Genomic DNA, 16818 nt, shown 5'->3' with positions numbered 1-16818 from the left:
CATGCCGCCAGAGCTTACCGTACTCGCGCTCGCCGGCCTGTTGCTGCTGGTTCACGTGTTCAGCGCGACGCATTTCAAGACCAAGCAATACGGTCTCGACTGGAACATGGGTGCGCGCGACGAGGACCTGCCACCGCTGGGCGACCTTGCCGCCCGGCTGGACCGCGCGCGGGGCAACTTCCTCGAGACCCTGCCGCTCGCCATCATCGGGTTCGGCGGCGTGGTGCTGGCGGACAAGGCCAGCGACTACACGGCCATTGCCGCCTGGGTCTGGCTGGGCGCACGGGTGACCTACCTGCCGCTCTACTGGGCGGGAATTCCCAAGGTCCGGACCTATGTCTGGGCCGTGGCGCTGCTGGCGCTGCTCTATCCGATTGGCGCGCTGCTGCTGGCCTGACCCCGGAGGTCAGGCCGCCAGTTCGAACGGCTCGATCTCGCCCGACAGGTAAAGCTTCTTCGCCTTGGCCCGGCTGAGCTTGCCCGAGCTGGTGCGCGGCAGGGTGCGCGGGGGCACCAGTTCGACCACGCAGTTCATGCCGGTGACCGAACGCACCTTGTCGGCGATCTGGTCACGCAGGCGCAAGCGTTCCTCGGGGTCGCCGACGCGGCAATGCACCAGCACGGCAGGCGCTTCCTCGCCGTTTTCCATCTCGATCGAGAAGGCCGCGATATCGCCGTGGTTGAAGCCCGGCAGCTGTTCCACCGCCCATTCGATATCCTGCGGCCAGTGGTTCTTGCCGTTGATGATGATCATGTCCTTCGCGCGGCCGACGATGAACAGGTAGCCATCGCCCATGTAGCCCATGTCACCGGTGTCGAGCCAACCGTCGACGAGGCACTCGTTGGTGGCCTCCTCGTTGCGGAAGTAGGAATGCATGACGCTGGGGCCGCGGCACCAGACCTTGCCGATCTGGTGATCGCCCTTGGCTTCGTTGTTCTCGCCGCGGATCTGCACCTCCATGTCCTTCAGCGGCTTGCCGCAGTTGACGATGGCGCGATAGCGGGCCGGGCGCTTCAGGTCGCGCGGCGAACCGGACAGGCGCTCTTCTTCCACCAGTTCGACACGGATGCCCTCGCCCGGCGGCATGACCGTGACGGCCAGCGTCGCCTCGGCCAGGCCGTAGCTGGGGGTGAAGGCATTGGCCTTGAACCCGGCTTCGGAGAAGGCGTTGACGAAATTCTGCATGACGTCGGGCCGGATCATGTCGGCACCGTTGCCGGCCAGCCGCCAGCGCGACAGGTCGAAGCGTTCGGCGACATTGGTCTGGCTGGAGACGCGGCGGGCGCAGATGTCATAGCCGAAGGTCGGCGAATAGGAGAGCGTAGTGCCCTGGTTGCGGCTGACGAGATCGAGCCATGCCAGCGGACGGCGGGCGAAATGCTCGGTCTTCAGGTAATCGACGCTGACCTGGTTCGAGATCAGCGACAGGAAGCAGCCGACCAGGCCCATGTCGTGGTACCACGGCAGCCAGCTGACGACCCGGTCGTTGTAGCCGATGTTCATCGAATCGGCATGGCCGAACAGGTTGTGCAGCAGCGCTTTGTGGGTCACGGCAACGCCGGTCGGGAAACGGGTCGAACCGCTGGAATACTGTAGGTAGCAGATGTCGTCCGGTTTGGCCTCGTGCAGGTCAACCGCGGGGGCGTCCAGCTGCGAGAAGGTGATATAGTCCATGCCCTGGCAGCCCTGCCGTTCGGCAGCGGCACCGGCCATTTCGGCGATCTCTGCCGGATAGAGCAGGATCTTGGGATCCGAACTGGAAAGCTGCACCGACAACTGGTCGATATAGCTTTCCTTGCCGCCGAAGGTGGTCGGCAGCGGCAGCGGCACGGGCCATGCACCGGTGTAGACGCAGGCGCAGAACAGCGCGGCAAATTCGGGGCTGGTGTCAGCCACCAGGGCCACGCGATCGTCCTTGCCGATGCCCATGGCGCGCAGCCGGTAAGCATCGGCAATCGCGTCTTCGCGCATCTGGGCGAAGGTATAGACCCGTTCCAGCGTGCCGCGCATGTCGTGAAAGTTCATGCCCTTTTCGCTGCGCGCAGCATAATCGATCGCCTCGTTGAACGTGGCGAAATCCGACCGGCGTCGCGGCAGGGGGCAATCATTGGGAGTGGGGGTGAGATCAGTCATGATCGTTATGGGGTACCCTTTGTTACCTGCACTCTTGTGGCGCTTCCCATATCCAAAAAACGGCGCCGAGTATGATACCGGCACCGTCTGAAACTTTCCCATTTGACAGGAAGTGTGGCACGAATAAGGCCAATGGACCCCAATCGACAAGTGTGTAAGCGCGAAAAGCGACCGAAAAAGCCGCTCGACCCCGTGCGGCTTGAGGAATTGGCGCTCGCCTATGTCGCCCGTTTCGCTACCAGCGCGGCCAAGCTGGAGCGTTACCTGGAGCGGAAATTGCGCGAACGCGGCTGGGACGGGGAAGACGAACCGGACCTCTCCGCCATGGTGAACCGCTATGTCGAGCGCGGTTATGTCGACGACGAGGTCTATGCCCGCGCAAAGGCCGGAGACCTGCTGCGCCGCGGCTATGGCGGGCGGCGGGTCAGGCAGGCGCTGGGGCAGGCGGGGATCGGCGAAGGCGTGGCTGAAAGCGTCGCTCCGGACGAGATGGCGGCGCGGCACGCCGTCCTGCGTATGGCGCAGAAACGCCGCTTCGGTCCCTTCGCCGTCCAACCGCCGGAGAGGGACGTGCTGGAAAAGCAGCTCGCCGCACTGATCCGCGCCGGCCATTCGTTCGAAATGGCTAGAAAAGTACTCTTTGCTTCCGATATCGAGGAGGCCGAAGACTGGGCGGCGGAACTGGACGAGGATTCTCCGAGCGATGATTTTTAGCCTGCCGTCCCCGGCGCAATATGTCTGCTGGACCGCACCGCTCGCGCTGGTCCTCTCGGCCTGTTCGCCGCAGGCGGCGGACCGCCCGGCCGAACCGGCCGTATCGGAAACCTCGGTGCACCGGGTGTCAGGCCTCGAGGTCATCCCCGTCACCGTCACCACCGACAGCGAGACCTATACCTTCGCGAGCGAACTGGCCGACACCATCCCCAAGCAGCGCCAGGGCCTGATGTTCCGCACCGAGATGGGCGCCGACGAGGGGATGATCTTCCCCTACGATCCGCCCGAACAACTGGGCTTCTGGATGCGCAACACCGTGCTGCCGCTCGACATCATCTTCATCGGGCCGGACAACCGCATCCTGAATATCGAGGAAGGCGTGCCCTATAACGAGGTGAGCGTGCAGTCCGAGGGGCTGGCGATCGCCGTGCTCGAACTCAACCGGGGCCGTGCGGAAGAACTCGGCATCGAACCGGGTGATCTGGTAGAGTGGTGAAAGGGTCGAATCCTGGTTGGCCCTGCGCGGCAAAACGGCTAGAGGCGCGGCCATGGGATTCTTAGGCAAGATCTTCACCTGGTGGGACGGTGCCACCATCGGCACCATGTTGTGGTCGTCGCGCAATGGCGAGCACGTCGGCACGGATGCGCAGGGCAACAAGTATTACCGGTCCAAGGCCAAGTCCGGCCAGCGGGAACGGCGCTGGGTCATCTATAACGGTGCCAACGACGCCAGCCGCGTGCCGAGCGAATGGCACGGCTGGCTGCATCACTCGTACGACGAGCTTCCCGAAAGCCACCTCGCGCCGCCCAAGATCTGGGAAACCGACTACACGCCCAACGCCACCGGCACGAATGCGCGCTATCTGCCTGCTGGTGCGCTGGAGCGTGGCGGCAAGCGTGCCGCAGCTACCGGCGACTACGAAGCGTGGACGCCCGACGCGTGAACCTGTCGCGCGCCGTGATTGCGGGCGCAGCGCTGCTGGCGCTTTCGGGCTGCGATAACGACGCGCCCGCGCCGGAGGCCGAGGCCACCGAAGTTCCCGAGGAATTTGCTTCCGATCCGCTGCCCGACCTGTCGGAAGTGCAGGGCATCGGTACACCGATGGAAGAGCGCGTGGCCACCATCGGCCTGATCAACAAGCGCAACAACCTGTCGCGCGATATCGAGATGAGTCCCGGCGAATCACGCCGGTTCGGCGACGTCGTTCTCCGTCTGGCAGCCTGTGAGCGTACCCAGCCGTGGGAAAGCCCGGCCGAGACCGGCGCCTTCGTGCAGGTTTTCGTGAACCAGGAACGCGATCCGAACGCGGATCCGGAGTTCCGCCGCATCTTCTCCGGCTGGCTGTTCAAGAACTCGCCCAGCCTCAACGTGGTCGAACACCCGGTCTACGATGTCTGGGTCAAGGACTGCGCGATGAGCTTCCCGGGGGAAGAGGACTCCTGATCCGCTGCCCGCGCCAGCAGCGCGGCATGGGCTTCCGGAAGGCTGCACAACGGCTGTCCATCGCAAGCCTTTGACAGCTTCATCAGGTATTCGTCGCGGCTCATTTCCACCGCACCCAGCGAGGCAAGGTGGCCGGTCATGAACTGGCAGTCGAGCAGCATGTATCCCGCGTGGCGCATCAGCGCGATCAGCCAGGCCAGCGCCACCTTGCTGGCATTGTCGGCGCGGCTGAACATCGACTCGCCGCAGAACGCGCGGTCGATCGCGACGCCGTAGAGGCCGCCGACCAGTTCCTCACCCTCCTCCGTCTTGGCCCAGCATTCCACCGAGTGGGCATGGCCGTGCCGCTGCAGGTTGCGGTAGCTGGCGGCGATGGTGTGGCTGATCCAGGTCCCGCTGGTGGAGCCGTCCGGCTCCTGCCGCGGCTGGGCGCAGGCGTCGACCACCGCGCCGAAATCGGCATCCACGGTGACGCGGTAGCGATCCTGCTTCAGCACCTTGGCCAGCGAGCGAGAGCAGTGGAACCCGTCGAGCGGGAACACGGCGCGGTGGCGCGGTTCGACCCAGAACACTTCGGTGTCGTCGCGCGAATCCGCCATCGGGAAAATCCCGCTGCGATAGGCCAGCAGCAGCACTTCGGGAGGAATCAGTTTCGTGCCGGGAGGGGGCGGGGGGGCATGCATCCGCGCCCCCTTAGCAAAGTGATGCGATTCGGTCGCTTGCCATCGCGCTGCCTTGGCGATAGAGGGCGCGCTTCCAGTGCAGGGGTGTAGCTCAGCTGGTAGAGCATCGGTCTCCAAAACCGAGGGCCACGGGTTCGAATCCTGTCACCCCTGCCAATTTTTCCATTCATCTTGAGAAGCCGTATCCGCGGCTTCGTCCTCGCCAGGTGCGCAAGCAAGCTGCGCCCTTGCGGACCTGCGGCCCGCGGAACCCGTCGGGGCATTTCCACAGATTCTGGATCCCGCTCGCTTTTCACGACTCGCGAAAGGCGTCCACACATGGACTGTGGAGCAATCCGGAACACAACCGGATGCTCCGAAGAGGGATGTTGCAAGGAGGTGGACATGGCCAGAATCTTTCGCAGCGGCCGGGCTGACAACTGGAGCAGCCCGCGCTTTCATTCCGACGAAAGCTTCCGCACGCTGGCGCACGGCAAGATCCAGCCGATGGAGGAACCAGGGTTCTTCGAACGGCTGTTCGGACGGCGCTGACTCAGGCGGCAAGCACGAAAAAGGGCCGGAGAGCACCACGCTCTCCGGCCCTTTTTGTTGGGTCGAGACCCGGTCGCCCTAGTATTCTTCGGGCTCTTCCGGCGTTTCCGCGTGGTGGTCCGGTCCGGCCTTCTTGTCACCGCGAGCCAGTGCGAAGACTACGCCGCTCAGCAGTGCCAGCGCCAGCAGGTTGGGCAGGGCCATGGCGGCATTGGAAATGTCACCCAGGCGCCAGACCAGCTCACTCGGCTGGGCCGCGCCGACCCAGATCACCAGGCACCACAGCACCCGCCAGCCCATGTGCAGCTTCTTCTCGCCAGCGCGGTTCGAACCCTTGAAGCGGTCGTAGATGAAGGTGATTGCCCGCTCGCCGTAGTACGACCAGGTCAGCAAGGTGGTGAACACGAACAGGATCAGCGCGATGGAGGCGATCAGCGTGCCGACCGGGATGCTGCCCAGTTCGAACGGGAAGGCCGCGGCAAAGGCGCCGCTGGTCATCTCGAAGCCGACCCGGTCCGACTGCCAGGCGTGCAGCACGGCCTCGCCGCCAGCGGTGAAGTCGCCGCGCACGGTGAGGATCACCAGCGCCGTCATGGTGCAGATCACCACGGTGTCGATGAAGGTGCCGAGCATGGCCATGCGGCCCTGCTGTTCGGGATCGTTGGTCTGTGCCACGGCGTGCGCGATCGGGGTCGAACCCTGGCCCGCCTCGTTCGAGAACAGGCCGCGCGCAACACCGGCGCGGATAGCCATGATGATTGCGGCACCGGTGAAGCCGCCAACCGCACTCTGCGGGTTGAACGCGCCGTCGAAGATCAGTGCGAAGGTTTCGCCCAGGTCGGCGAAGTTCAGTGCCAGGGCGATCACGGCCATCACGATGTAGGCTGCCGCCATGAACGGCACGACCTTCTCGGCAACACTGCCGATCGACTTGATGCCGCCGATGATGACCACGAAGACAAGCACGGCGACGATCAGTCCGCCCAACCATTCCTGGATGCCGAACAGCTCGTTGAGGCCGTCGGCTACGGCATTGGCCTGGATCGAGTTGCCGGTGACCAGCGCCGAGAACAGCGTGCCGACGCAGAATACCACGGCCAGCCAGGTCCATTTCGGGCCAAGGCCCATCATGATGTAGCTCATCGGGCCGCCGCGATAGACGCCGTCCGACGTGGTTTCGCGGTAGCGGATCGCCAGCGAACCTTCCGCGAAGGCCAGCGCCATGCCGAACAGCGCGGTGACCCACATCCAGAAGATCGCGCCCGGACCGCCCAGCGCGATAGCCGTGGCGACACCGGCAAGGTTACCCGTGCCGACCTGTCCGGACAGCGCGGTGGAGAGCGCTGCAAAGGGGCTGATTTCACCCGAACCCGAGCTCTTGCGGCCCGCGAACAGGCCCTTGATCGCCGAGCCCAGCTTGACGATCGGGTAAAACCGCAGCCCCACCATGAACCACAGGCCCACACCCAGCAGGATGATGGCCAGCGGCGGGAAGGGGATTATTGCCTCGCCATTCCATGTGCCGCCCCAGATGAAATCCGAGATATTGGTGACCGGCGCCACCATGCGCTCACCAAAGGAAAGTTCGCTTCCTGCTGCCATTGTATTCTCAACCCCTCATGCGATCCCGATGGGAAAGGGGGCACGCTATCGGCGGCGTGGCCCGCTGCCTAGCCCCCTTGTTGCATTTGCAACCGAATTGCATCTCCGTCTCAAGTCTTGCCAAGCTGGCAGCACACACCTAAATACGCTCCACCTTCCGACATCGGAACTTCGCCAAGCCCCTCCCGGACCTAGCCCGGGGCGGCGCGGAGCCCTACCCGGAAGCCACGAGTTATTTTGCAGCACAGGTACGGACCCGATCATGGCCGAAGACACTCCCAAGGACGCCAAAGCCCCCGCCAAGACGCGGACTTCGCCCGGCGAATTCGTGCGTCAGGTGCGCTCGGAAACTTCCAAGGTCGTCTGGCCCACCCGCGAAGAGACGATCCGCACCGCGATCTTCGTCTTCATCATGGTGGTGATCCTGTCGCTGTTCTTCCTCGGCGTCGATTCGCTGTTCGGCTGGGTCGTTCGCCAGCTGCTTGGCCTGCTCTGATAGCGCCAAAGAGCGAACACGCGTTCAACTAGGTTCAGGTTAGAAAAGAGAGTTCCATGGCTGCCCGCTGGTATATCATCCACGCCTATTCCGGTTTCGAGAACAAGGTGCGTGACGCAATCCTGTCCGAGGCCGAGCGTCTTGGCCTGTCCGAAGGCGTCGAAGAGGTCGAAGTGCCGACCGAGACCGTGACCGAGATCAAGCGCGGCAAGAAGGTGCAGGTCGAACGCAAGTTCATGCCCGGCTACGTGCTGGCCAAGCTGAACATGACCGACGATGTCTACCACCTGGTGAAGAACACCCCGAAGGTGACCGGCTTCCTCGGCAACAACAACAAGCCGCAGCCGATCTCCGAAAAGGAAGCCGCGCGCTATTTCGGCGGGGTGGAAGAAGCCAAGGCCGCGCCGAAGAAGGACATCAGCGTCGATTACGAGATCGGCGACCAGGTCAAGGTGCTCGAAGGCCCCTTCGCCAGCTTCAACGGCGTGGTGGAAGAGCTCGACTTCGACAAGGCCAAGGTCAAGGTCAGCGTGTCGATCTTCGGCCGCGCGACGCCGGTGGAACTGGACTTCGAACAGGTCGAACTGGTCAAGTAAGGAACTGGCGGGCGTCGGCCTCCGGTCCGCACGACCATCTGCTGGCAGCCCAAGCGTTTTCCGTTACCGGCTGCAATTGATCTGTCGAACTCGTCGAGTGCGGCTTGATCGGTGTTGCCTACGCCAATGGTCGAGTAGCAGATAGCGCCGCTCAGGCGACCGCTACTTCTTCGCCCGCTTGCCCTTGGCCGGACGCATCGCTGCCAATTCTGCCTCGATAGCGCTGTCCCGCGCCAGCCCGGCGAGCTCGTCGTCGACCTGTGCAGGATCGAGCGGTGCCTCCTTGTCAGCGACAAAGCCCACGCGCTTTTCCATGCCGTCGATACGGCTGCGCTGCCGGTCGGCCGCCATACTGGCGGCGGATGGCGCTGGCTTGGCGGGGGCGGGCATGGCTTCGAGCTGTTCCAGCGTCTCGGCTCGCTTGGCTTCCAGCTCGGCAATCGCGGCGTCGATCTCGGCCAGTTCCGCCTTGGCCGACTCGGCTTCGGCGGCCAGCTCCCTGGCCGCAGCCCGATCGCCTTCGCGCGCCAGCAGGGCGGAGCGGCCAAGGTCTTCGCGACCCTTGTCCATCGCCACCTTGGCCTTGGCGGTCCACTCGTCTGCCGCGGCGGCCTTCGCTTCGGACAGCCTCAACGCCTTCTTGGCGCGGCTTGAGGCCTTGGCGCGGGCTTCGGTGAGCTTGAGGATCGAATCCTCGATCTCCGTGCGCAGCAGCAAGAGCATCTTGCGCGGGTCTGTCGCCTTGTCGATCAGCGCTTCCACATTGCTGGAGACGAGCTCTCCAAGGCGTTTGAACTGTCCCAGCATCAACTCTGTCCCCTCTGTGCGGTGGGCCCGCTTGTCCTAAAGTTCCGGTGAAATTTCAAGCGTGTTCAGGCGCCAAGCCAGCCCAGCTTGTCGGCATAGGCGAGGCTCATCATGATCGTGTCGACCATGGCATGGGCGATCACCACGGCCCACAGGTTGCCGCGCTGCATGATCCGCACCCAGCCCAGCAGCAGGCCGACCATGCCGGTGACGATAACGCCGCCCCAGCCCTGGTAGAGGTGCGGCAGGCCGAACAGCACGGCTTGCACCACCAGCACCAGCCAAACCTTGCCGCGCAGGCCGCCGATCCGCTCCAGCCGGTCCATCAGGAAACCGCGCCACAGCAGTTCCTCGCCAAGTCCGGCGGCGAACCACGCCACGCCGATCACCCACAGCGCGAACATGGCCGGGCTCTCGGTCACCAGGTCGAGGACGAAGCTGGGATCGGGCTGCGGCAGGCCGAGCGCCTCGACCAGGGCCCCGCCAAGACCGAAGATGGCCACGGTCCCGCCGGTCGCGAGCAGGGCAAAGCCCAGTACGCTACGCCAGCTGGACGGCGCGGAGAGATTGAACACTTCGCCCACGCGCTTCTCGCTGCGCAGCCATAGCCAGCAGACCCCCAAGGCCAATGCCATGCCGATAATCGCGGTGGTCGCCGCCAGGGCGGAGCCGATCTCCACTACCTCCCCGCCTTCCAGCACCTGGGCGAAGACGCTCGGCAGGACGGGCAGGGTGCTGCCGATGAGGTAGACCGCGACCACGGTGACCAGCTGCAGCAGGAAGCGCCACCACGAAATGCCCTGTTTGTCGGCCAGTGTCGCGGGTGCGGGGATGCTTGCCTGGTTCACGATTGTTACTGCCTCTTGTCCGACTGTCCCTGCGCGTGGTCTGCCGCTCCCGGGCGGGAGGTGCAAGCAGCGGGAGACGGTTTCCTACATTGCCAGTGGCAGGAAATGGTGAAGTCGGGGTTGAAGCGGCGCCGTTCCGGGGCGCACTGGCCGCGACCGACGGAAGGTTACACTGTGCGAACACAAATGGCATGCACGGCCTTGAAATAATGTTGTTTTCTGGAGTCTCGCATTCTTCCCGCCGACCCGGGTGGGTGTTCCATCTCGCCCATGGTGCCGCACGCCAAATGGCTTGCTTTTCGCGCGCCAACCGCTATGTGCGCGCTCTTCCTGTCCTTGGCCCCGTGCCAGACAGGGAAATCCGTGCGGGAGGTTCGCCCCGGTGAACCGCTGGACCGCTTAACAGGAGCCACAGCTCGAAAGAGCCGTGGCGACAGTGTGAAAGGAGGCCATCATGGCCAAGAAGATCGAAGGTTACATCAACCTTCAGGTGCCCGCCGGCACCGCCAATCCGTCGCCCCCCATCGGCCCGGCCCTGGGTCAGCGCGGCGTCAACATCATGGAATTCTGCAAGGCGTTCAACGCCGCGACCGACAGCCTTGAAAAGGGCGCGCCGATCCCGACGAAGATTACCGTCTATGCCGACCGTTCGTTCACCTTCGTGACGAAGTCGCCGCCGGCGAGCTTCCTCATCAAGAAGGCGATGAAGATCAAGTCGGGCTCGAAGGAGCCGGGCAAGAACATCATTGGTTCGATCAAGACCAGCCAGCTGGCCGAGATCGCCGAAACCAAGATGGCCGATCTGAACGCCAACGACATCGACCAGGCTGTGAAGATCATCGCCGGTTCCGCCCGTTCGATGGGCATCGAAGTGGTGGAGGGCTGATAGATGGCTACCCTGACCAAGAAGCAGAAGACGCTGGCCGCGCTGGACAGCGAAAAGCTGTACACCGTCGACGAAGCAATCGCGACGCTGCGCGAGTACAAGGGCAAGTTCGACGAGACCGTCGAAGTCGCCATGAACCTGGGCGTCGATCCGCGTCACGCTGACCAGATGGTCCGCGGCATGGTTTCGCTCCCGGGCGGCACGGGCAAGGACGTCAAGGTCGCCGTGTTCGCGCGTGGTGACAACGCCGACAAGGCGCTGGCCGCCGGTGCCGACAAGGTCGGCGCCGAAGACCTTATGGAAGACATGCAGAACGGCAACCTCGACTATGACCGCGTGATCGCCACGCCGGACATGATGGGTGTTGTCGGCCGCCTCGGCAAGGTGCTGGGTCCCAAGGGCCTGATGCCGAACCCGAAGCTGGGCACCGTCACTCCCGACGTGGAAAAGGCCGTGAAGGACGCCAAGGGCGGCCAGGTCGAATTCCGTGTCGAGAAGATGGGCATCATCCACTCCGGCATCGGCAAGCTGTCGTTCAAGGACGCAGACCTGAAGGCGAACTTCGAAGCGCTGACGCAGGCTGTCGTGAAGGGCAAGCCGTCGGGCGCCAAGGGCAAGTATGTGAAGAAGGTCTCGCTGACCTCGACCATGGGCCCGGGCCTGAAGATCGACCTGTCGGAAGTCGAAGGCGCCTGATTTAGCGCTTTCCTACAGAACCGAGTTTGCAAAGGGCCGGGGGAGCAATCCTCCGGCCCTTTCTCATGCGGCAGCCTCGGTGCTCCGAAGCTGACGCGAATAGACCCAGCCAATACCGATCAGGCTTACACCCAGCGCAAAGAAGCTGGCGATCCGCAACAGCCCTTCGAGACCGGCTGCATCGACCATGAAGACCTTGAGCACTGCCAGCAGCATCAGTACCAGCGAACCGATCCGCCAGCTTCGCTGCTGCTTGCGCGATCCCCACCAGAGGAAAGCGAGCGCCAGGACAATGCCGAGCAGGGAGCGCAGCAGGTCTTCGCCCTGGCTCATCGGCAGGTCGACCAGGATGGTGCCGGAGTAGCTGTGGCGCAGCTCCGACAGGGCCCATAGCGATACCAGCAGCATCATCAGGGCATCGCGGAGGGGTTGAAGGTTCTGCCGCAGCAGCCCGCGCGAGTGTGCGAACAGCCACCAGACCATTGCCGCTGCCAGCGCATGTGCAGGCAGCAGCCAGTTGGCTACCGGCAGCGTGCCTACCGCCTGCTCGTCCCACAGCGGGTTGTGCAGGGTGAGCGTGAAGACGGAAAGATGCGCCAGCCCCAGGGCCACGCCAATCGCGCCCAACCGTTGCAGCAAGGGCTGCGGGGCGAAGCGGGCAAGGGCAACGCCGCCAGCAGCCAGCAGGGCCTCCCAGACGGTGCGCTCGGCAATGCCCAGGGAAACGAAGCTGGTCTCGTCCGAAAGCTGGAACAGCTGTTTGAAGAGAATGTGGGCGAGGCAGATGCCGCCGATCAGGGCGGCGGTCCCGAAGCCGGCGAGGACAAGCTTGCGGTGCTGCATGCGCCAGGCTGCAAGTCCGGCAACCAGTCCGGCCGGCAAGATCCGCAGCATGACGGTGTCCAGCTCTGGCAGGGCGGTGACCAGCACGGGTTCGCCCGCCAGCGCGGCGATCCCGCTGACCAGCCAGGTGCCGAAGGGAACGAGGGCCCACAGCACGCCAAGGCCAAACATGGCACCCCAGAAGCCGGGAGCCTGCCTGCGCCACCACAGGCATCCGGCAGCGAGCAAGGCGGCGCTCCATGCCAGCCAGGTGCCGGGGATGAACTGTGCGACAAGGCCGTAGGTTACCAGCGCCAGCAAGACCTCGGCAATGCGTCCTACGCGGTGCCGGCGTTCGATGAACGCGAGGGCGAGGAACGGCAGCGCGGCAGCGCCCCAGCGCAGCACTGCGTGGACCATGCCGCCGCTGCCCTGGCCCTCGTCGACCAGGTAGCCCAGCTCGTCAAGGATCGAGCCTGTCGAGAACAGTGTGACCAGCACGGTGATGCCGCCCGCCCAGGCGAGTGCGGTCAGTCCGCCGCGCGGCTTGCACCAGGCCAGCCCAGCCGCGGCCAGCGCGACTGCCGCCGCACCAAGCACCTCGGCCCAGTCGGGCAGGAGCAGGTGCAGGGCGGCAAAGGCCAGGATTGCTGCGGCGGAGGCGGGCAGGACGAGGAAGTGTTTCCGGTCCTCCACCCGCCACAGGCGCCACAAGGCCAGCGCGGGGAAGGTGAACAGGGCCGCGGTGGTCGCTGCCAGTCCGGGCTGGAACACGTCGTTGTCGGCGGTGCCGAACTGCATCAGCGTTACGCCCGCCAGTACCGGAGCGCCGACCGCGACCTGTGCGAGGGCAGTCAGCTCCAGCGGATCGCGCCACATCCGTGCCAGCGGGTTGGCCAGCCCCAACAGTGCCAGCGGGACCGCCACCAGCGCAAAGTCGCCGGGACCGGGATCGGGCCATGTGGCGAGCAGGATGGTCCCGATGGCAAGGATGAAGGCATTGCCGAACAGCAGTTCGCGGGTCCGCCACGACAGCACCACCATCGCGGCCGCCAGCAACAGGTAGAGGCCCCAGGTGAGCAGGTCATATCCGGCCAGCCCGACCAGCGCGGCCATCTGCACCGCAGCAAGCGCAGCCGAGGCCAGGCGCGTCCAGGGGATGCGCCCTTCGCCGCCCAGCAGGAGCGGGATCGCCGCCCCCAGCGCCAGCAGGTAGAGCCCGAGGGCGAGCCAGTCGCTGTCCGCAGACGGGCGCCCGGCCAGCATCAGCATGCCCCAGACAAACCCGCCAGCGAGAGCCGCTGCACCCAGCCACCGTTGCCCCAGCCTGCGCGCGGTGAGCGCCAGCCCTGCAGTCAGCAGCGTGAGGTAGAACGACAGCACCGGCAGGTTGGCCTCTTCGCTCGCCACCAGCAGCGGCGTGGCGAACCCTCCCACCAGGCCCAGCACGGCAGCCGGCAAGCCGAACCGCAGCGACAGGCCAAGGGCAATCGCGGTCACCAAGGCAAGGCCGGTGAAGGCGATGGCCGGTCCGATGAGGCCATATTGCGATCCGGCGAGGTAGAAGCTGGCATAGAGCGTGGCGATGCCGGCTCCGGCAAAGGCCTGCCTCACGCGCGGATCGCGCACCCGGTGCTCGAAGCGATAGGCAGCTTCTGCGGCGACGAGCAGCACCAGCCCGGCCAGGAAGCTGAGAGCCACGCGGACTTCGGGGCCGAGCAAGCCGGCCTCGATCGAGTAGCGGACAAGGAATATCCCGCCCACGGCCAGTGCCACGCCGCCCGCCCAGATCGGCAGCTTGCGCCCGAAGATATCCTCGAAATCGAAGCGCGGCAGGCGAAAGCCCTCGCTGCGGTCGAGGAAAGTTGCCGAATCGAACCGCATGTCCGGCTCACTCGCCTCGACCGCTCCAACTTCCGGTGTGGACTCGGGCAGCTCTCGCGTGATGGCGGGCTCGGCCGAGGCCGGATCGGCCCGCGGCATGGGCTCGGATGCGGCTTCGTCTTCTGTGAGGTCAGGTTCGAGGGGACGGGTGCGCTCTGGCGGGGGCGCTTCGTAGGGAACATGGGACAGGGGCTCGATCTCGCGCAGTCGCTGTTCGAGCCGGTCCACGCGGCGCCAGAGTTCGTAGATCGCCCAGATCAGGCCGAAAATCAGCAGGTATTCCAACGATCGGCCTCCCCCTCGGAAGAGACTAGCCTGCCCTTGCCTGCGCGCAAGTCAAGCAAGGACCACGCGGACGGGCCTGGCAATCGGGGCAATGCAGAGGGCGCTGGCGCCGGTGGGCCTCAGATCCCGCCGGGCGTGAAGTCGAAGCCGAGTTCGCCCAGCGCCTCGCAGAGGGTGTCGACCGCGCTTTCGAGATCGTCGCGGCTGGTCGAGCGGATCACGAAATTCGCGCCGGTCTTGCCTTCGCGGAAGAAAGGGTAGCTGCCGATCTGGCAGTTGGCGTGGGCCTTTTCCACTTCGCGCAGCGCGTCGGCGACCTCGCTTTCGGCGACCCAGCAGCCGACCGTCTCGGCGATCAGCGGTGCGCCGCCTTCGAGCTTGCCGGTGAGGGCATCGAGCATCTGCGCGGTGATGTTGGGCACGCCCGCCATCACGTGGATCTTGCCGTGCCTGATGCCCGGCGCGGCGGACATGCGGTTGGGGATCAGTTCCGCACCCTCGGGTACGCGCGCCATGCGCAGGCGGGCTTCGGTCAGGCCGCCGGGCTTGTCCTTGTAGTAATCTTCCAGGATCGCGCGGGCTTCCGGGTGGATCACCACGGGCACGCCCAGCGCCTTGGCCACGGCGTCCACCGTGATGTCGTCGTGGGTCGGGCCGATGCCGCCGGTGGTGAAGACATAGTCATAGCGTTCGCGCAGCGCGTTCAGCGCTTCGCCGATGGCATCCATGTTGTCCGACACCACGCGGGCTTCGGTGAGGCGGATGCCTTGCACCTGTAGCCACGAGGCGACCTGGGCGATGTTCTTGTCCTTGGTGCGACCGGACAGGATCTCGTCACCGATGACGAGCATGCCTGCGGTCCAGACCTTGTCGGTACTCATTCGGCGGCAACAGCCTCATGCGAGACCGCTTCGCTGTCCTGCGAGGCGGCGGGCGGGTTCTTGAAACGCAGGACACCGTCGGCGACGGGGCGCTGGCGGAAATCGCGGCGGTCCTCAAGGTAGTTGTGCGCCAGCGTCCAGGGGCGTTCGGCAGCCACCTTGGGCATCATGTCCTTGGCGCGGTTGAGATAGCCCGAGGTATAGTCCCACGGCTCGACAGCTTCGGGTTCATCTTCCGGTGCCAGTTCGGGTTCGGCGACCAGCGTGCCGGTCTTGCCCATGTGCTTGAGCACTTCGCAGGTGAAGCGCGAATTGGTGTCCGCCCGCAGCGTCCAGCTGGCGTTGAGGTAGCCGAACACGAAGCTGAGGTTGGGCAGGTTGGAGAACATCAGGCCGCGGTAGAAAAAGCGCTCGGTCCAGTCGACCGGTTCGCCGTCCTTGGACACGTCCACCTTGCCCGCCAGCACCAGTCGCAGGCCGGTGGCGGTGATGACGATATCGGCGGGCAGGTGCTCGCCAGATTCCAGCATCACGCCCGTGGCGTCGAAGCCTGCGATATGATCGGTGACGACCTTGGCCTGGCCCGCGTTGATCGCGTTGAACAGGTCACCGTCGGGCACCAGGCACAGGCGCTGCTGCCACGGGTTGTAGGGCGGCTCGAAATGCTTGGCGTCGTAGTTCTCGCCCAACTGCTGCCGCGTCATGTCTGTCAGCATCGCCCGCAGCTTCTCCGGCTTGCGGCGCGAGAGGTTGAAGAAGTAGCTGCGCAGCAAGATGTTCTTCCACCGCGTGAGCTTGTAGGCCCATTCGTCGGGCATGAATTTCTGGAAGCGCTTGCTCCACTTGTCCTGCTTCGGCCCGGCACCCATCCAGGTGGGCGTGCGCTGGAGCATGGTGACGCTCTTGGCTGTCTTGGCCATGGCAGGCACCAGGGTGACCGCCGTCGCGCCCGATCCGATCACCACTACGTCCTTGCCCGCGTATTCGAGGTCGTCCGGCCAGAACTGCGGATGCACAACCTGCCCGCCGAACTGGTCGATCTGCGGGATCTGCGCATCGTGCGGGTTGTCGTAGTCGTAGTAACCGGAGGCAAAATAGAGCCAGCGCGCCGTGGTGGTGCCGGTCTTGCCGTCCTTGCCGCGCGACGTGACGGTCCACATGGCCGTCATCGAATCCCAGTCGGCCGACAATACCTCCTGGTCGAACCGGATGTTCTCGCGGATGCCGCGCTCGTCGGCGATACGGTTCAGGTATTCGAGGATGTTCGGCCCGTCGGCGATGGCGTCTTCATGGCGCCACGGCTCGAAATCGAAGCCGAGCGTGTGCATGTCGCTGTCCGAACGGATGCCGGGATAGCGGAACAGGTCCCATGTCCCGCCGATGGCATCGCGCCGTTCGAGGATGGTGTAGCTGCGATCGGGACAGATCATCCCGATGTGGGCGGCCATCGATATGCCCGATATGCCTGCCCCGATAATAAGTACGTCGGTGTCAGGCTGGGTCATTGCA

Annotated in this window: 18 protein-coding genes and 1 tRNA gene; 11 read left to right on the top strand and 8 right to left on the bottom strand. The window is 64.9% G+C overall.

Translation table 11 applies throughout. The features are described from left to right. Position 1: 1 nt before the first annotated feature. Entirely contained in the window at positions 2–397 is a 396-nt protein-coding gene (locus AAEO60_RS12315) for an MAPEG family protein (RefSeq protein WP_341674005.1), read from the top strand. A 9-nt stretch (positions 398–406) separates the two neighbouring features. On the opposite strand, the gene AAEO60_RS12310 is transcribed toward AAEO60_RS12315, so the two are convergent. Then, positions 407–2134, bottom strand: coding sequence for a fatty acyl-AMP ligase (locus tag AAEO60_RS12310; protein ID WP_341674004.1), 1728 nt, complete (start codon positions 2132–2134; stop codon positions 407–409). A 150-nt stretch (positions 2135–2284) separates the two neighbouring features. Here AAEO60_RS12310 and AAEO60_RS12305 point away from each other — a divergent pair, with 150 nt between their 5' ends. From AAEO60_RS12305 to AAEO60_RS12290, 4 genes are read left to right on the top strand one after another with little or no spacing between them, the layout of a single operon-like run. Further along, positions 2285–2848: a regulatory protein RecX gene (locus AAEO60_RS12305; protein WP_341674003.1), complete on the top strand. Its 564-nt coding sequence runs from the start codon at positions 2285–2287 to the stop codon at positions 2846–2848. Further along, positions 2838–3344 carry a DUF192 domain-containing protein gene (locus tag AAEO60_RS12300; protein WP_341674002.1) on the top strand — a complete coding sequence of 169 codons (507 nt, stop codon included), beginning with the start codon at positions 2838–2840 and terminating at the stop codon, positions 3342–3344. Before AAEO60_RS12305 ends, AAEO60_RS12300 begins: the two co-directional genes overlap by 11 nt. Before the next feature lie 52 nt (positions 3345–3396). After that, a complete protein-coding gene (locus tag AAEO60_RS12295; protein ID WP_341674001.1) occupies positions 3397–3792 on the top strand; it encodes an NADH:ubiquinone oxidoreductase subunit NDUFA12 in 396 nt (131 codons plus the stop codon). Beyond that, a complete protein-coding gene (locus tag AAEO60_RS12290) occupies positions 3789–4292 on the top strand; it encodes a DUF2155 domain-containing protein (protein WP_341674000.1) in 504 nt (167 codons plus the stop codon). The genes AAEO60_RS12295 and AAEO60_RS12290 overlap by 4 nt, the downstream gene beginning before the upstream one ends. On the opposite strand, the gene aat is transcribed toward AAEO60_RS12290, so the two are convergent. After that, positions 4235–4975, bottom strand: coding sequence for a leucyl/phenylalanyl-tRNA--protein transferase (gene aat, locus AAEO60_RS12285; RefSeq protein ID WP_341673999.1), 741 nt, complete (start codon positions 4973–4975; stop codon positions 4235–4237). The genes AAEO60_RS12290 and aat overlap by 58 nt on opposite strands. 80 nt (positions 4976–5055) lie before the next feature. Here aat and AAEO60_RS12280 point away from each other — a divergent pair. Together AAEO60_RS12280 and AAEO60_RS12275 are read left to right on the top strand one after the other, a co-directional pair. Then, positions 5056–5131, top strand: a tRNA-Trp gene (locus tag AAEO60_RS12280). A gap of 228 nt (positions 5132–5359) precedes the next feature. Beyond that, a complete protein-coding gene (locus tag AAEO60_RS12275; RefSeq protein ID WP_341673998.1) occupies positions 5360–5506 on the top strand; it encodes a hypothetical protein in 147 nt (48 codons plus the stop codon). Between the two features lie 78 nt (positions 5507–5584). Here the strand turns inward: AAEO60_RS12275 and AAEO60_RS12270 are convergent, their stop codons facing one another. Continuing rightward, positions 5585–7108, bottom strand: a complete 1524-nt coding sequence (locus AAEO60_RS12270) for an alanine/glycine:cation symporter family protein (protein ID WP_341673997.1) — start codon at positions 7106–7108, stop codon at positions 5585–5587. Positions 7109–7370: 262 nt separating this feature from the next. On the opposite strand from AAEO60_RS12270, the gene secE reads away from it, so the two are divergent. Together secE and nusG are read left to right on the top strand one after the other, a co-directional pair. Beyond that, complete coding sequence (gene secE, locus AAEO60_RS12265) at positions 7371–7604, top strand: preprotein translocase subunit SecE (protein WP_341673996.1); 234 nt, start codon at positions 7371–7373, stop codon at positions 7602–7604. 56 nt (positions 7605–7660) lie between these two features. Then, positions 7661–8200 carry a transcription termination/antitermination protein NusG gene (gene nusG / locus AAEO60_RS12260; RefSeq protein ID WP_341673995.1) on the top strand — a complete coding sequence of 180 codons (540 nt, stop codon included), beginning with the start codon at positions 7661–7663 and terminating at the stop codon, positions 8198–8200. Positions 8201–8362: 162 nt separating this feature from the next. Here nusG and AAEO60_RS12255 read toward each other — a convergent pair whose 3' ends face one another. Both AAEO60_RS12255 and AAEO60_RS12250 read right to left on the bottom strand, forming a co-directional pair. Further along, complete coding sequence (locus tag AAEO60_RS12255; protein ID WP_341673994.1) at positions 8363–9007, bottom strand: PspA/IM30 family protein; 645 nt, start codon at positions 9005–9007, stop codon at positions 8363–8365. Between the two features lie 65 nt (positions 9008–9072). Then, entirely contained in the window at positions 9073–9855 is a 783-nt protein-coding gene (locus AAEO60_RS12250; protein ID WP_341673993.1) for a CPBP family intramembrane glutamic endopeptidase, read from the bottom strand. A gap of 454 nt (positions 9856–10309) precedes the next feature. Between AAEO60_RS12250 and rplK the strand changes: the two genes are divergently transcribed. Both rplK and rplA read left to right on the top strand, forming a co-directional pair. After that, on the top strand, positions 10310–10741 hold the full coding sequence (gene rplK, locus AAEO60_RS12245) for a 50S ribosomal protein L11 (RefSeq protein ID WP_341673992.1): 432 nt from the start codon (positions 10310–10312) through the stop codon (positions 10739–10741). 3 nt (positions 10742–10744) lie between these two features. Then, a complete protein-coding gene (gene rplA / locus AAEO60_RS12240) occupies positions 10745–11437 on the top strand; it encodes a 50S ribosomal protein L1 (RefSeq protein ID WP_341673991.1) in 693 nt (230 codons plus the stop codon). A 63-nt stretch (positions 11438–11500) separates the two neighbouring features. Here rplA and AAEO60_RS12235 read toward each other — a convergent pair whose 3' ends face one another. The 3 genes from AAEO60_RS12235 to AAEO60_RS12225 all read right to left on the bottom strand — a co-directional run bounded on the left by AAEO60_RS12235 (position 11501) and on the right by AAEO60_RS12225 (position 16814). After that, complete coding sequence (locus AAEO60_RS12235) at positions 11501–14428, bottom strand: DUF2339 domain-containing protein (RefSeq protein ID WP_341673990.1); 2928 nt, start codon at positions 14426–14428, stop codon at positions 11501–11503. 119 nt (positions 14429–14547) lie between these two features. Next, positions 14548–15309: a competence/damage-inducible protein A gene (locus AAEO60_RS12230; RefSeq protein WP_341673989.1), complete on the bottom strand. Its 762-nt coding sequence runs from the start codon at positions 15307–15309 to the stop codon at positions 14548–14550. After that, positions 15306–16814 (bottom strand): flavin-containing monooxygenase, encoded by a 1509-nt coding sequence (locus AAEO60_RS12225; protein ID WP_341673988.1) that lies wholly within the window; start codon positions 16812–16814, stop codon positions 15306–15308. The genes AAEO60_RS12230 and AAEO60_RS12225 overlap by 4 nt, the downstream gene beginning before the upstream one ends. Positions 16815–16818 lie beyond the last annotated feature (4 nt).

This window comes from Aurantiacibacter gilvus, assembly GCF_038289935.1.
GTDB classification, from domain to species: domain Bacteria; phylum Pseudomonadota; class Alphaproteobacteria; order Sphingomonadales; family Sphingomonadaceae; genus Alteraurantiacibacter; species Alteraurantiacibacter gilvus.
The sequence above is the reverse complement of the archived record's forward strand: the minus strand, read 5'-3'. Positions and strand labels throughout refer to the sequence as shown.

Excerpts from the sequence above, each read along its gene's own strand:
- AAEO60_RS12315 (WP_341674005.1), top strand. The coding sequence starts at position 2 with ATGCCGCCAGAGCTTACCGTACTCGCGCTCGCCGGCCTGTTGCTGCTG.
- AAEO60_RS12310 (WP_341674004.1), bottom strand. The coding sequence starts at position 2,134 with ATGACTGATCTCACCCCCACTCCCAATGATTGCCCCCTGCCGCGACGC.
- AAEO60_RS12300 (WP_341674002.1), top strand. The coding sequence starts at position 2,838 with ATGATTTTTAGCCTGCCGTCCCCGGCGCAATATGTCTGCTGGACCGCA.
- AAEO60_RS12295 (WP_341674001.1), top strand. The coding sequence starts at position 3,397 with ATGGGATTCTTAGGCAAGATCTTCACCTGGTGGGACGGTGCCACCATC.
- aat (WP_341673999.1), bottom strand. The coding sequence starts at position 4,975 with ATGCATGCCCCCCCGCCCCCTCCCGGCACGAAACTGATTCCTCCCGAA.
- AAEO60_RS12275 (WP_341673998.1), top strand. The coding sequence starts at position 5,360 with ATGGCCAGAATCTTTCGCAGCGGCCGGGCTGACAACTGGAGCAGCCCG.
- AAEO60_RS12270 (WP_341673997.1), bottom strand. The coding sequence starts at position 7,108 with ATGGCAGCAGGAAGCGAACTTTCCTTTGGTGAGCGCATGGTGGCGCCG.
- secE (WP_341673996.1), top strand. The coding sequence starts at position 7,371 with ATGGCCGAAGACACTCCCAAGGACGCCAAAGCCCCCGCCAAGACGCGG.
- nusG (WP_341673995.1), top strand. The coding sequence starts at position 7,661 with ATGGCTGCCCGCTGGTATATCATCCACGCCTATTCCGGTTTCGAGAAC.
- AAEO60_RS12255 (WP_341673994.1), bottom strand. The coding sequence starts at position 9,007 with ATGCTGGGACAGTTCAAACGCCTTGGAGAGCTCGTCTCCAGCAATGTG.
- rplK (WP_341673992.1), top strand. The coding sequence starts at position 10,310 with ATGGCCAAGAAGATCGAAGGTTACATCAACCTTCAGGTGCCCGCCGGC.
- rplA (WP_341673991.1), top strand. The coding sequence starts at position 10,745 with ATGGCTACCCTGACCAAGAAGCAGAAGACGCTGGCCGCGCTGGACAGC.
- AAEO60_RS12230 (WP_341673989.1), bottom strand. The coding sequence starts at position 15,309 with ATGAGTACCGACAAGGTCTGGACCGCAGGCATGCTCGTCATCGGTGAC.
- AAEO60_RS12225 (WP_341673988.1), bottom strand. The coding sequence starts at position 16,814 with ATGACCCAGCCTGACACCGACGTACTTATTATCGGGGCAGGCATATCG.